General features: G+C 52.9%; 13 protein-coding genes. 2 read left to right on the top strand and 11 right to left on the bottom strand.

The window, feature by feature from the left end; all coding sequences use genetic code 11:
* Positions 1 to 734 precede the first annotated feature (734 nt).
* Complete coding sequence (locus R70723_RS23515) at positions 735 to 1376, bottom strand: GyrI-like domain-containing protein (protein WP_039875913.1); 642 nt, start codon at positions 1374 to 1376, stop codon at positions 735 to 737.
* 185 nt (positions 1377 to 1561) lie between these two features.
* On the opposite strand from R70723_RS23515, the gene R70723_RS23520 reads away from it, so the two are divergent.
* Positions 1562 to 2128, top strand: coding sequence for a GNAT family N-acetyltransferase (locus R70723_RS23520; protein WP_052421444.1), 567 nt, complete (start codon positions 1562 to 1564; stop codon positions 2126 to 2128).
* 89 nt (positions 2129 to 2217) lie between these two features.
* Here R70723_RS23520 and R70723_RS23525 read toward each other — a convergent pair whose 3' ends face one another.
* The 3 genes from R70723_RS23525 to lspA all read right to left on the bottom strand — a co-directional run bounded on the left by R70723_RS23525 (position 2218) and on the right by lspA (position 5071).
* Positions 2218 to 3471, bottom strand: coding sequence for an LL-diaminopimelate aminotransferase (locus tag R70723_RS23525; RefSeq protein WP_039875914.1), 1254 nt, complete (start codon positions 3469 to 3471; stop codon positions 2218 to 2220).
* A 129-nt stretch (positions 3472 to 3600) separates the two neighbouring features.
* Positions 3601 to 4575, bottom strand: a complete 975-nt coding sequence (locus tag R70723_RS23530) for an RluA family pseudouridine synthase (protein ID WP_039875917.1) — start codon at positions 4573 to 4575, stop codon at positions 3601 to 3603.
* A complete protein-coding gene (gene lspA / locus R70723_RS23535) occupies positions 4568 to 5071 on the bottom strand; it encodes a signal peptidase II (protein WP_039875919.1) in 504 nt (167 codons plus the stop codon). Before lspA ends, R70723_RS23530 begins: the two co-directional genes overlap by 8 nt.
* A 219-nt stretch (positions 5072 to 5290) precedes the next feature.
* On the opposite strand from lspA, the gene R70723_RS23540 reads away from it, so the two are divergent.
* Entirely contained in the window at positions 5291 to 6022 is a 732-nt protein-coding gene (locus R70723_RS23540; RefSeq protein ID WP_039875920.1) for a TraR/DksA C4-type zinc finger protein, read from the top strand.
* Positions 6023 to 6059: 37 nt separating this feature from the next.
* Here the strand turns inward: R70723_RS23540 and R70723_RS23545 are convergent, their stop codons facing one another.
* From R70723_RS23545 to R70723_RS23575, 7 genes are all read right to left on the bottom strand, one after another.
* A complete protein-coding gene (locus tag R70723_RS23545) occupies positions 6060 to 6395 on the bottom strand; it encodes a DUF5665 domain-containing protein (RefSeq protein ID WP_372238233.1) in 336 nt (111 codons plus the stop codon).
* A 320-nt stretch (positions 6396 to 6715) separates the two neighbouring features.
* Positions 6716 to 9808, bottom strand: a complete 3093-nt coding sequence (gene ileS / locus R70723_RS23550; protein WP_039875921.1) for an isoleucine--tRNA ligase — start codon at positions 9806 to 9808, stop codon at positions 6716 to 6718.
* 1228 nt (positions 9809 to 11036) lie between these two features.
* A complete protein-coding gene (locus R70723_RS23555; protein WP_039875924.1) occupies positions 11037 to 11522 on the bottom strand; it encodes a DivIVA domain-containing protein in 486 nt (161 codons plus the stop codon).
* Between the two features lie 149 nt (positions 11523 to 11671).
* On the bottom strand, positions 11672 to 12454 hold the full coding sequence (locus tag R70723_RS23560) for a YlmH family RNA-binding protein (protein ID WP_039875928.1): 783 nt from the start codon (positions 12452 to 12454) through the stop codon (positions 11672 to 11674).
* 3 nt (positions 12455 to 12457) lie between these two features.
* Positions 12458 to 12727, bottom strand: coding sequence for a YggT family protein (locus R70723_RS23565; RefSeq protein ID WP_039875930.1), 270 nt, complete (start codon positions 12725 to 12727; stop codon positions 12458 to 12460).
* 7 nt (positions 12728 to 12734) lie between these two features.
* Positions 12735 to 13178 carry a cell division protein SepF gene (locus R70723_RS23570; protein ID WP_039875932.1) on the bottom strand — a complete coding sequence of 148 codons (444 nt, stop codon included), beginning with the start codon at positions 13176 to 13178 and terminating at the stop codon, positions 12735 to 12737.
* Positions 13178 to 13870 carry a YggS family pyridoxal phosphate-dependent enzyme gene (locus R70723_RS23575; RefSeq protein ID WP_039879210.1) on the bottom strand — a complete coding sequence of 231 codons (693 nt, stop codon included), beginning with the start codon at positions 13868 to 13870 and terminating at the stop codon, positions 13178 to 13180. Before R70723_RS23575 ends, R70723_RS23570 begins: the two co-directional genes overlap by 1 nt.

Consider the following 13870-nt stretch of genomic DNA (forward strand, 5'->3'; position numbering starts at 1 on the left):
CGATTCACGTTACCTTGCCAGCCTCACGGGACTGAATTAAAGGCGCATATTCAACTAAAGGGAATTATGACAGAAGTTTGTCTTGGTGTCAAACCGGGAAAGATTTACAGGGGATGGGAGCGAACAGGTGAAGCACGTACTTGGTGCGTTTATCTGGTGCGTGTACGTGGTGCGTTTAAATAGTGCGTGTACTGTTTGGGTGCCGGGCGCTGCTGCGGGGTTTTTGGACTTCCGGCCGCTGTTGTCTGCAGATTTCTTCAATTGTACCGCTGTTCGCGGTTGAAATCTGCAGACAAAGGCGGACGCTCCGCTCCTCCAGTTCCAAAATCCCCTCCGCGCTTCCACCTGAACAGAAGGCTTTCCCGGTTCGGGGAGGAGGGGCAGCAAAGGGGTGACGGCTGGGCTGTGCGCCCAGCGTCACCAGCAAAGTCTTAACAAGGCACCTTATATGGTACCTTGTAAGACGAGTGTTGTACCTCAACAGGCCAGGTATAAAACTTATAATAAGTGTAGAATCGACAACTAATTCTCCAGTTAATCCACCGCCAGACTATTTAGTTGGAAAAAGGTAATCTAAATAGGCTACTTTTCTCTGTAAAGGCCATTTCGGTAATATTAGGTATCCTTTTTCCAACTAATACACATAAAAACGGGAAAATACGAGATTTAGGTGGCGAAAATCAAACTAAATTGAGATGAGGCTGAAAAATGGTAAAGCTCTATACCTACCAGCGTTAATCAGCCTTTCGCACAGGATGCCGCACAATCGTCTTCAGCTTTGCTATATCCGATTTGCGCGGATCGGACAGATAAATCTCATGATGCTTCCGGATGTCTGACAAATCACACAGCAGGCCCTGCTCTGCTATATACTTGTTCATTTTATCAACAGTCGCCGGTTCGTCATCATAACTGCCGATATGCATACACTGGACGCACAGTCCCTCTGCAAAGGTAACAAGCCTCGCCGCTGAAATATCGATCTGCGGTTTCTTACGGGTAACTGTCTCCACAGCAGCAGCGTACACCTGCTCATTCACAAACTCCGGCTGGCGGATCATCGCGGTCCAGCAGAACCTGTCCTTTCTGGTGTAATCCACCCCGTGAATGCCCTCCTGCCACCACAGACCCTCCAGCGGAGGCACGACGTACTCGAAGTAGCCCTCTGGTGCGGAACTACTTTTGGGAGCCATTTTGATCGCATAAGACAGCGAGTACAGTGTCTCCAAAGCTCTCTGGTATTCGCCCTCCGGCTCATTCGGGTCCCCTTGCCCATCCACCTGGATGAAGGTCATTTCAGGCACATTAACAACCCCAGGCACAGTCTTGGGCTGGTATAATTCTTTGTCTGCTTTTTTAAAATCAAGCTTTTCCATAAGTACACCTCTTCATTTAGGCTTATACCAGCATTCTACCCTATTGAAATAGACAGCTATATGTCATATTACTTATCTGCCGGTAAAATAAAGCCCACAACAGGCAGCCTCCGTCCTTGCCCTTTTCCCCGGTTTTTACTATGCCCCTGCCTCTCTGTTATGATAAATCCGGAGGCGACTTGACGATGAACATGGAGCTAAAAACAATTGCTGAGTGGGACAATGAGCTGTGGAGGTCCGTGGAGCCGGTATACCGCGAAGCTTTTCCCAGCGGAGCCAAGCCGGAAAAAATCCTGCACAGTATGCTGGACCTTGGAATCGGTTATCTGCATGCCGGAATCATAAATGGACACACAGCCGGGATGGCTGTTACAGGTGTTATCGACGGAAAAGAGGGCCCACGGCTCATCATTGATTACCTTGCGGTCAGCCGTGAGCTGCGCGGGCAGGGAGCAGGAACGCTGCTGCTGAACTCGGTCGTAGAGTGGGCACAGAAGGAGCATGGCGTGCAGGGCGTCATTATCGAGGCGGAATCCGGTACGTCGGAGGAGCATACGGAACGGATTCATTTCTGGGAAAAGAACGGCTTCATCCTTACCCCTTACGTTCATCAGTACATCTGGGTGCCGGAGCCGTACCAGGCCATGCTGAAGCCGCTCGCGGCTGGAGTTGCAGTAACGGATAGCGGGGAGTCCCTGTTCAAGTACATCAATGCTTTTCATAAAAAGGCGTACCGACCGCCGGCAAAATAATCCCGCAGTTTCCTGTTTCCCTCATGACCTTACATTAGCTTAGCCAAAAAAAGCCGCCGCAGTCTGTTAAGACCGCAGCGGCTTTATCATTAAAATTCGAATTCAACGTCGGAGAGACGTCTTTGAATTTCGGAGATTACACGTTTTTCTTCTTCCTCGCCTTTGGCTACAAAGGTTACGGAGAAACGGACGAACGGGCCGGCATCATCCCAAGGCACAGTGGAGATCAGCTTTTCGCGGATCAGGAACTGGGAGAAGTCCTCACCGGATTCAAAACGGCGTCCGCCTTTGACACCCTTAGGTGCAGCTACGTACAGGAAGAACGAGCCCTTCGGTTTCTCGGCTTTGAAGCCCAGGCTGTTCAGCGCATCCACCAGCATGTTGTGGCGGCGGGAGTACTTGGCAGCAATCGCTTCGGTAATTTCAGGATGCTCCAGACCGTAAGCGGCAGCCTTCTGGATCGCGATGAACTGGCCGGAGTCGTTGTTGTCCTTAACGTCACTGAATGCTTTTACGATCAGCGGGTTACCGGCAACAAAGCCGATTCTCCAGCCGGTCATGTTATAGGACTTGGACAGGGAGTGCAGCTCTACGCCGACATCCTTGGCACCAGGTACAGACAGGAAGCTCAGCGGCTTCACGCCGTCATAAGTCAATGCAGCATATGGAGCATCGTGAATGACTACGACATCATATTTTTTAGCCCAGGCAACAACGTCTGCGAAAAACTCGGGAGTTGCACTTGCGCCGGTTGGGTTGTTCGGGTAGTTCAGGTAGAGCAGCTTCGCCTTGCGGGCGATATCCTCAGGAATGGAGTTCAGGTCCGGCAGGAAATTATTTTCCTTCTTAAGCTCCACAGTATAGACTTGTCCGCCCAAATATTTAGTGTGAGTACCCAGTACAGGGTAACCCGGAATCGTCATAATCGTAATGTCGCCCGGATTGATGAAGGCGGACGGCAGCATCGCCAGAGCAGGCTTCGAACCGATTGAGTGAACAACCTCGTTCACAGGGTCAATGCCTTCAACCTGGAATACTTCCTTCAGATAAGCTGCTGCTGCAGCTTTGAATTCAGGAATTCCGTTATCGGAATAACCGCGGTTCTCTTCCTTGGCAGCTTCAATAGCCAGCTTGGCGACAATGCCTTCATTAGCCATTTCGTCCGGCTCGCCTACGCCCATGTCGATCAGCTCGATATCAGGAAAATCCTGCTTCGCAGACGCTTTGGCGCGTTTGATTTTTTCAAATTTATAGATGTTGGTATCCTTGCCGTAGTTAGCGCCGCCGATGCGGTCAGCAAAATTAGTCTGAATAAAAGTGTTCTGGTATTGTTCAATGCTCATATTCTTGTTCTCATCTCCTGGCATTATTTATATCCTTGGAATTTATGCAGGACGATTCTACATCCTATAATCTAAATATGAAGCAAAAGCGCCGGTAAAACCATGGATTTATCATCACTTCATTTGTACTTATCTGCTCCGCAGCTGCAGCAGCAAATCTTCCATATCTGCCGGGATCGGCCGGCTGTACTCCATATATTCCCCGGTAGATGGATGCACGAAGCCAAGCTTAGCGGCATGTAATGCCTGTCCGTTCATTGTGATGCCCTTGCTGCGCCCGTATACCGGATCTCCGACCAGCGGATGGCCGATAAACTTCATATGCACACGAATCTGGTGCGTACGGCCTGTCTCCAGCTGCAGCTCCAGCAGGGTACAATCCCCCAGGCGCTCCAGCACGGTAAAATGGGTCACCGATTTCTTGCTGTTCTTCTCGGTTACAGTATACAGCTTGCGGTCATGCGGATCGCGGCCGATTGGCGCATCCACAGTCCCCTTGTCATGCGACACGTTTCCGTGCACAACAGCGATATAACGCCGGGTTACACTGTGCTCCTTCAGCTGGGCTGCAAGCGAGGCGTGGCTGGCGTCATTTTTGGCCGACATAATCAGTCCGGAGGTATCCTTGTCGATGCGGTGCACAATTCCCGGACGGATCTCGCCGTTGATGCCGGACAGATCCTTGCAGTGATACATAAGCGCATTGACCAGTGTTCCTGACGGATGGCCGGCTGCCGGATGCACAACCATGCCGCGCGGCTTGTTGATCACGATAACATCGCTGTCTTCATAGACAACATCAAGCGGGATATCCTCCGGTACAAGATCTGTTACTTCGGGCTCCGGTACAGATATAGCTACGATATCACCTGCCGACAGCTTATAATTCGCTTTTACAGGAGCGCCGTTTACCGAAACATGCCCATTAGTAATCCATAGCTGCACCTGCGAGCGGGAAATCTCCTCTTCCCAGGCTTCGGTGATGTATTTATCAATCCGTTCCTTGGCGTTTTCTGCTGCAACCGTCCACTGTGTGACGTCCTTGTCCTCTTCAGAGGCTCCCTCAGCCGCCAATTCGCCAAAGTCCTTGTTCAAATCATTCATTCCCTTCTTTTACTTCCTTTGACTCTTTAACCTCAGTGATTTCCTCTCCGCCCTTCACATCACGCAGCGTATCCAGAATAATCAGCGCTACCCCGATTACAATGCAGGAGTCAGCCACATTAAAGATCGGGAAGGTATAGCTGCCGAAATTGAACATCAGGAAATCTACAACCTCGCCGTTCAGCAGACGGTCCAAAAAGTTGCCGATAGCTCCGCCCAGTACCAGCGCCAGCGCCGTAGGCAGCAGCTTGCGGGTCTTCCGTGCTTTGTTCAGGTACCAGATGATACCGATCACCACGACAGTCGTTACCAAAATAAAGAACCACTGCTGTCCCTGAAGAATGCCGAAAGCGGCTCCACGATTGCGGTGTGAGGTAATAATGAAGAAATCGTTGATAACCGGAATCTGCTCTCCGAGCTCCAGCCGGGTAGCAATCACATATTTGGTACCCTGGTCAATCAAAAATACAATTAGCGCAATCAGAAAGTACACCACAGAAGTTGTCACTCCGTTCTTATTTTTCCCGCGGCTGCGGTACGAATACTGAATTAAGACTTGTATATTGTAGCACAGGCCTCAAGAACCCGTCTATTGATGGCTTGGGCAAAAAGCCTTAGGCAAAAAACATTTTCCAGCGGTAAAAATGTGCCTCTCCGGCCAAGCTATCTTAGAAGGATGGGTTTCGATAAAAGCAACCGAGAGGAGCATACTCCTATGAGTCACCTGACATCACAGCAGCTTGCACAGCTGCATACAGCGCTGCTTCAGCAGCAGGAGGACATCCGCCACCGTCTGCAGAACAATGAGCACTACGGACTGCAGGAATCACTGCGCGACAACACCGGCGAGCTGTCCACCATCGACAACCACCCCGGTGATGCGGCAACTGAGCTGTACCACCGCTCGATGGATATCTCGCTCGTTGAGCGGGATGAGCATGAGCTGGAGGAAATTGATGATGCCCTGAGCGCAATGGAGGAAGGCAGTTATGGCAGCTGCGCCGTCTGCGGCGGGGATATTCCGTTTGAACGGTTGTCCGTCGTTCCCTCAACCCGGTACTGCAAGGAGCATAATCCGCGCCAGTTCTCGCCTTTTACACGGCCGGCAGAGGAAGAATTCCTGTCTCCGCCATTCGGGCGGACAAGCCTCGACGAACGTGAAGAGCAGAACGGGTTCGACGGGGAGGACGCCTGGCAGATCGTTGAAAGCTGGGGCAGCTCGAATTCACCGGCCATGGCTGAAGACAATGAAATCCGCTCCTATAATGACATGGAGATTGAGGCGGACGAAACCGAGGGCTTCGTGGAGCCGTGGGAGAATTTTGTCGCGACCGATATTGCCGGCAATCATCTTACCATCATCAAAGGCAACAGCTACCGTCATTACATGGATACCGAGGAAGGCGATTATTCTTTGGACCCGAATGGGAAAAGATCAAGGGAGTAGCTGCGGCTGCTCCTTTTTTCCATATAAAAGCGGCATGCTAAAACGTCTTCAGCTCCAGCTGATGCTGCACGATCCGCACAATGTCAGCGATATAATCCCCGATAATCGGAAGATTAAGCGCTCCAAGCACCTGCAGAACATAAATGATCGTTGCCGCAAAAAAGGTAAAGCCGAGCGCGATCCCAAGCCCGCGTGCCGTCCCTGACAATATATTCAGCCAGATCAGGCGGAAGGGGCTATGCAGAAGCTCTGTATACTCGGCAATCCGCGCCTTCTCCATCTGCTGGGCCAGTCCGGTTGTCAGCCGGTAGACGGCATTCAGCTTCTCCTCCTGGCTGAGCGCCTGTTCCTGCCCTGCTCCAGCCTCTTCCAGCTTCAGACCCGCTTTCTGCGGTTTCTGCCCACAATCCCCGTCGCCATCCCTTGATGTCTTAACCGTAATTCTCCCGCCCTGTACAGACTTCCTGCTCTCCTCATGCCTGTCCGTCAACCTTATCAGCCCCTTCACCCGACATAACTGCGTTCCTTCACATAAAAAGCCCGCCCCCCGGAGAGAAGCTCCCCAGGGACACGGACTGCTCATGCGGCGCATTCCCAAGAAAGTACATGCCCTTTAAAGGGCCATCTGGACGTTTCTTCTTATGCCGCTAGTATATGCCAACCCGGGACAGGTAATGCACCTGCTCCCAGGTCTTAGCCTTCGATAAAGATGCCGATCGATTTGCCGCTGATATCTACTGCTTCAAAGCTATGGTCGCCGTCAAAAGCAAGCTCAGCTACCAGTACGTTATCACGCAGCACATGCTCAAAAGCAGTTACTGCCGCTTTCAGCTCGTCATCCAGCTGCAGGGTCAGGCCGATCCGCTTCTCGATTGCCAGATCCAGGCGCTTGCGGTAATCCTGCACCGCACGGATGATCTCACGCACCCAGCCCTCCTGCTCCAGCTCAGGCGTGATTTCGGTGTTCAGCGCCACGGTCAGACCGTAGCCGGAAGCTGCAGCAAAGCCGGATTTCGCCTGCTTCTCTACCAGCAGCTCTTCTGCCGTAATCTGCAGCTCTTCGCCTTCCGGTGACACAACATTTACAACACCATCAGTAACAGCCTTACGGGTAGCATCGCTATCCATGCCCTTCAGGAAGCCTTGGATAAAGCCGACGTTTTTGCCGTATTTTTTACCTGCCACCTTGAGGTTCAGCTTCAGAGTGAAGTCGACAAAGCCGCTGTCGCTGTTCTCCAGGACAATATGCTTCACGTTGATCTCATCCTTGATGATCTCTTCGTAGTCGGCGATATCAAAGTCACGGTCCAGCGACACGATCAGCTCGGACAGCGGCTGGCGGTTCTTGATGCCGGTCTCGTTACGCACGTTGCGGGCCAGCTCGACGATACCTCTCGCGCTTTCCATATCGCGTTCCAGCTCAAGATCGATCAGGCTTTCATCCGCTTTTGGATAATCGGCCAGATGCACGCTTTCCCCGCCGCCCAGGTTCGTAAAGATATCCTCGGACAGCATCGGTGTGAACGGAGCCATCAGTGTAGCCGTCTTAAGCAGTACATGAGTCAGGGTGCGGTAAGCATCCAGCTTCTCTTCGCCAAGCCCGCTGCCCCAGAAACGGTCACGGGAACGGCGGATATACCAGTTGCTCAGCTCATCCACAAAGTTCTCAACCGCTTTGGACGTGTTAACGAAGTCGTTCACGGCCAGGCCTTTATCCACCAGCAGGATCAGGCTGTTCAGGCGGGACAGAATCCAGCGGTCCAGCTTGTGCTCGGATACCTTAAACGGATGCTCAGCAGGATCATAGCCGTCGATGCCGGCATACAGCGTCAGGAACGCATGCGTATTAACGAGCGTATCCACTACCTTCGATTTAGTCTCACCGACCAGGCCGCGCGAAAAGCGTTTGTTATTCCAAGGCGCACTGTCAGACAGGATCGCCCAGCGGAACGCATCGGTGCCGTATTCGTTCATGATCTCCCACGGGTCGATTACGTTGCCTTTGGATTTGGACATTTTTTGGCCGTTCTCATCGAAGATGTGGCCGTGGGCGATAACCGCCTTGTAAGGCGCTTTTCCCTTGAACAGCGTCGATACAGCCAGCAGGCTGTAGAACCAGCCGCGGGTCTGGTCGATCCCTTCACAGATCATATCCGCCGGATACTGGTCTTCAAAGGTCTCATTGTTCTCAAACGGATAGTGGCTCTGGGCGAACGGCATCGAGCCACTGTCGAACCATACGTCGATTACTTCCGGTGTGCGTACCATCACGCCGCCTTCACTGAACGGGCTGCGCAGCTGGATGTTATCCACATACGGCTTATGCAGCTCGATGTCCTCAGGCACCTCGCCGATGGCCATCGAACGCAGCTCCGCGATGCTGTGCGGCGCAAATTCCTTGCCCGTATCCTGGCAGACCCAAACGTTCAGCGGAGTTCCCCAGTAGCGGTTACGGCTGATGTTCCAGTCAACCAGCTCTTCCAGGAACTTGCCGAAGCGGCCTTCACGTACATGGTCAGGGTACCAGTCAACTGTATTATTGTTAGCGATCAGCTGATCCTTGATTGCTGTTGTCTGGATGAACCAGCTGTCTGTTGCATAATAGAGCAGCGGTGTATCGCAGCGCCAGCAGAACGGGTAGCTGTGCTCGTATTTCTCTTTGTTGTAGAGCAGCCCTTTTTCGGACAGCACCTTGATGATGTCCAGATCGACATCCTTCACGAACCGTCCGGCAAAATCGCTCACTACAGCGGTATATTTACCGGAAGTGTCTACTACATTCACAAAGCTGATGCCGTTCTCGCGGCAGCTCTTGTAGTCATCCTCACCGTGTGCCGGAGCCATGTGTACGATCCCTGTACCGCTGGAATCCGTAACAAAGGATGCGCCCACGATTACATTGTGCTTCTCTGCCTTGATGTAGCTGAACGGCGGAGCGTAGCTCTGGCCGATAAAGTCAGCACCCGTGTGGGTGGACAGGATCGTGTATTCGCCCTTCAGCACTTCATCCACGAGGTTCTTCGCCAGGATGTACACGCCGTCTTCCTGCTCTGCACGTACATATTCCATCTCAGGGTTCATAGCCAGCGCCATATGCGCCGGAAGCGTCCAAGGTGTAGTCGTCCAGGCCAGCACATAGTCCCCGCTGCCTTCGAGCTTGAACTTAGCTGTAGCACTCAGGTCCTTAATGGTCTTGTAGCCCTGCGCCACCTCATGGGAGCTCAGCGTCGTCTGACAGCTAGGGCAGTACGGGCTGACGCGGTGTCCACGGTACATCAGGCCTTTGTCGTGCACAGTCGCCAGGATGTTCCATACGCTCTCGATGTACGTGTTGTCCAGCGTTACATACGGATTATCCAGGTCCGTCCAGTACCCGATCGCTTCCGTGAATTCACGCCACTGCTTCTCGTAGCCGAAGACACTGTCCTTACATTCCTTGATGAATTTCTCGATGCCGTACTCCTCGATCTCCTGCTTACCGGAGATGCCAAGCTTCTTCTGTACGCCAAGCTCAACCGGCAGGCCGTGGGTATCCCAGCCCGCTTTGCGCACGACGCGGAAGCCCTTCATCGTCTGGTAGCGGCCGATAAAGTCCTTGATTACGCGGCCCAGCACGTGCCCGATATGCGGCACCCCGTTCGCTGTCGGCGGTCCTTCATAGAACACATAGTTCGGGCGGCCCGCCCGGTTCTCCATCGATTTGCGGAACGTATCTTCGTCGCTCCATTTCTTCAGGATGCGGACATCTCTCGCCCGCGCCTTTTCTTTGACGTCTACTTTTTGCATTTGAGGGTCAATCCTTTCAATGATGTAATCTTGAAACCAAGCTTCAAAAGCTTTTCGATCCCCCTAAATCCCCCTTAGCCAAGGGGGACCCCGAGGGCCCCGGCCCTCTGGACACCCGGAAAGTTGTCTAGCTCCGGGACAGAGCCGGTATGGTTGTTAATTTGGTTGTAATCCGCGCTTACCGCCGCAAGCGGCCCGCTTTACCTCAAGCACGCTAGTCGCGTCTCGCGCCGTGCCCTTACTCTTGTTGGGGCACCCGCCCCGCGATCCCGTAGGGCAGCACTGGGCGGGACGCCTTGCTCTTGTTGGGGCACCCGCCCCGCGATCCCGTTAGGGCAGCACTGGGCGGGACGCCTTGCTCTTGTTGGGGCACCCGCCCCGCGATCCCGCAGGGCAGCGCTGGGCGGGACGCCTTGCTCTGTTTGGGCACCCGCCCCGCGATCCCGTTAGGGCAGCGCTGGGCGGGACGCCTTGCTCTGTTTGGGCACCCGCCCCGCGATCCCGTTAGGGCAGCGCTGGGCGGGACGCCTTGCTCTTGTTGGGGCACCCGCCCCGCGATCCCGTTAGGGCAGCGCTGGTCGGGACGCCTAAAGGCGGCGGGGCGCAGCCGCCGCGTGCCTTAAAGGCAAGGCCCCGCAGGCGTCCCCGCCAGGGGAGCCTAAGAAGGGCCGCTCCTCCCGCCGCAGTAATCCTTCCCGTCCGCCACCGTAAACTCCCTCCGCGGAGCCCTTGTTGCGGGTGTCCAGAGGGCGGCCAGCCCTTGGGGTCCCCCTTCGGAAGGGGGATTTAGGGGGATCGCCGCACAACAAAAGGAGCGTCATCCCGCCCCCAAAGGGGCGAGACGACGCTCGCGATACCACCCTAATTCATGCATGACGCACATCCTTAAGGGGAGTGAATACAGCACAATCTCAGTTCCGCACAAAATCCTGCTATGCGGGTCCGGGATAACGTCCGGCAGACGGCATAAACCTACTCACGAATGAATCGCTTCGGATCAGCTTCTAGGGGAAGATCTTCCGGTAAGGGTTGAACAATCGGCTCGCAGCACCGCCGACTCTCTGGAGAACACAACCTTATCGTACTTTGTCCCGTCATCGAATACATATAAACTTCACACAGATATGCTTTAGTTATAGACGTTTTACGAAAAAATGTCAACACCGCAGCCGCCTAACCGGCTTAATGCTCCATTTCCTGCTGTCCGTTTAACGCTGTCCGCTACAGCTCAGAGCAGATTGTCACTGGTCTCACGGCTTTCGAGCGCGCTCCAGTCATCCTGAGAGAGCAGCTCCAGCTGAGCTTCCACCAGTGTCCGGAACCGGGTGCGGTAGATAGAAGCCTGCTTGCGCAGCTCTTCCGTTTCAATCGCAATTTTGCGGGATTTGGACAAGGCCTCGTTAATAATCCGGTCGGCGTTCTTCTCCGCTTCCTTGATGATCAGCTGTGATTCCTTTTTGGAATTGTTCTTTACATCATCAGCCGCTTCCTGGGCGACAATGATGGTCTTAGACAAGCTTTCCTCAATGTTCACAAAATGATCCAGACGCTCTTGAATGGACAAAAGCTGGTTTTGCAATTCTTTATTCTCGCGAATGACGCTTTCATAATCCTTAATAACCTGATCAAGAAACTCGTTAACCTCGTCCTCATCATAACCGCGGATTCTCCGGGAGAATTCCTTGTTATGTATATCGAGCGGCGTTAATGGCATGCTGTGCACCTCCTGGAAATTTCGGACCTTGCACGCCCCGGACTTTATTGTGCCCCGGTGACGCAGAAGAATAAAACTTTACTGCAATAAGAATCGAATCCCTAGAGATAATGAATTTCGACAAGCGCCTGCAGATTCCTGCCGGGGCTTTAGACAAATTTACCGACCCTGATCCGGTAGCGGTCTTTTTTCGTCAGGCCGCCTATCTCCAGCACCTTAAACCGGCCAAATCCTTGGATGGAGACCATGTCGCCATCCTTAAGCGCACAGGAAGGATCCTCTTCCACTTTCCAGTTGACCCGGACGCGTCCGGCTTTAATCGGAGCCAGTATTTTGCTCCGGCTAAGCCGCGTCACGTCCGCTGCAATTCCATCGAGCCGTAAAGAGGCTACTGTAATGTCCATTGTTTCAAGCTTAACACTGCTGCTGCGCAGCTCTGACAGAGGAAGGATCTCCGTGCTGACATTGACCCGGTGCACACCGGTCAGATTCATCGACAGATAATCGGCAATATCTGATGCCACGACAACATGGCAGCCGTCCTCCAGCACGTGAATATCGCCGATCTTCCCTCTCTTTATCCCAAGCCCCAGGATAGCTCCCATATAGTCGCCATGCTCAAGGGTGAGAAATTTCTGCTCTCCGGAGGAGATGCTGAGAACCTTAAGCTCCATATCTTCTTCCGAAAGATCACGGTAATCAGGTGCCACCAGCGCCCGCTTCCGTTCAGCGCCTTCAGAGCCGCCTTCCCAGCAAACTGTCACATCAGGATGGCGGTTTACCAGCGTCTGCAGAATATAGCCCTGTCTGGGGTCAAGAAACTCGGTCAGCTTCACTTCATGATAATCTCCGGCATGACTGACCCATTCCCAGGCTTTATCCACAAATTGCCGCTCATCCGGATGAAAGTGTCCGTAAATTTCATTTCTCATCGTTTAGCCGAAGATCATTGCCACGATGGAGTGAAGTCCTACTACAGCAAAGCGCAGCACGAACAATGCAATAATCGGGGAGATGTCCAGCGTTCCGAACAGCGGGGGAATAATCCGCCGGAACGGGCTCAAATAGGGTTCAACAAGCTTGCCGAGCAGCTCGCCGATGAAATTTTCACGCAGGTTAGGCAACCAGGACATGAGAATGTATATAATGATCATGTAGTAGTAAATCTGAAATAGAATGTTAATAATGGAAGATATTTCGTTCAAAACCTGTTCACCTCATTTTGTTGTAATCTTGATCGTCTCCGAGGATTTCCGTAATGGATCCTTGAATTTCTACGGTATCCGGTGTGCACATAAATATATTGCCCCCAATCTTGGATATTCCTCCACCCAGGGCATAAACAGTTCCGCTCAGAAAATCAATAATCCGCATCGCCTGGTCGTTGCGCACACGCTGCAGGTTAATTACAACGGTGCGGTGGGAACGCAGGTGATCCGCAATTTCCTGGGCCTCCTCATAGGAGCGCGGCTCATACAGTACCACCTTCACATTTTTTTGCGAATGGATACTGACGACGTTAGCCCGCTGGTTTTTGCGGGTTTCTACAGGGGCCGGCTCATACTCCTCTTCATCACGGGTAATCTGTTCCCGTTCCACAACTTCCTCTTCCTCCTGCAAGCCCAAAAAATTCATAAACCGGTTCATCACGCCCATCAAGCTCCCTCCTCGTGACCTACTAATACCGTACCCAGGCGTACCCGGGTGGCTCCTTCCTCTATCGCCACTTCAAAATCATTCGACATTCCCATCGACAGCTCTTGTATAGGCTCAGGTGTCAAGGCCAGCAGATTCAGCTCATCACGCAGCTTCCTGAGTCCGCGGAACACGGGACGGGTAAGCTCCGGATCTTCTTCATGAGGCGCCATGGTCATCAGCCCGATAACCTTTATCCGGTCAAGCGGAGCAATTTCCCGCAGAAATTCCGGTACAGCTTCAGGCGGCAGACCAAACTTCGTATCTTCTCCGGATATATTAACCTGAAGGAATACCTTCACGTCTATTCCGGCGGCACCGGCTTTTTTCTGCAATTCGCGCGCCAGCGATAACCGGTCCAGAGAATGTATATATTCAAATTTGCCGATAACGTCCTTAACCTTATTGGTCTGCAGATGACCGATAAAATGCCAGGTTCCTTTGTCTCCAAGCGCCTTCCACTTATGCTCGGCATCCTGCCAGCGGCTTTCGGCGATCTCTCCGAGGCCTGCCTCAAATACTTCAGCCACCGTGTTCAGCGATACATATTTCGTCACTGCGATAACCTTGACGTCGTTTACATCCCGGCCGCTTGCCGCGCAGGCGCGTGCTACACGTTCCTCTACAGCGGCTTTTCTTTCCAGCAGTGTCAA

This window comes from Paenibacillus sp. FSL R7-0273, assembly GCF_000758625.1.
In the GTDB taxonomy this organism is placed as follows: domain Bacteria; phylum Bacillota; class Bacilli; order Paenibacillales; family Paenibacillaceae; genus Paenibacillus_AQ.

Coding starts and splice junctions, on each gene's coding strand:
- R70723_RS23515 (WP_039875913.1), bottom strand. CDS start 1,376: ATGGAAAAGCTTGATTTTAAAAAAGCAGACAAAGAATTATACCAGCCC.
- R70723_RS23520 (WP_052421444.1), top strand. CDS start 1,562: ATGAACATGGAGCTAAAAACAATTGCTGAGTGGGACAATGAGCTGTGG.
- R70723_RS23525 (WP_039875914.1), bottom strand. CDS start 3,471: ATGAGCATTGAACAATACCAGAACACTTTTATTCAGACTAATTTTGCT.
- R70723_RS23530 (WP_039875917.1), bottom strand. CDS start 4,575: ATGAATGATTTGAACAAGGACTTTGGCGAATTGGCGGCTGAGGGAGCC.
- R70723_RS23540 (WP_039875920.1), top strand. CDS start 5,291: ATGAGTCACCTGACATCACAGCAGCTTGCACAGCTGCATACAGCGCTG.
- ileS (WP_039875921.1), bottom strand. CDS start 9,808: ATGCAAAAAGTAGACGTCAAAGAAAAGGCGCGGGCGAGAGATGTCCGC.
- R70723_RS23555 (WP_039875924.1), bottom strand. CDS start 11,522: ATGCCATTAACGCCGCTCGATATACATAACAAGGAATTCTCCCGGAGA.
- R70723_RS23560 (WP_039875928.1), bottom strand. CDS start 12,454: ATGAGAAATGAAATTTACGGACACTTTCATCCGGATGAGCGGCAATTT.
- R70723_RS23570 (WP_039875932.1), bottom strand. CDS start 13,178: ATGGGCGTGATGAACCGGTTTATGAATTTTTTGGGCTTGCAGGAGGAA.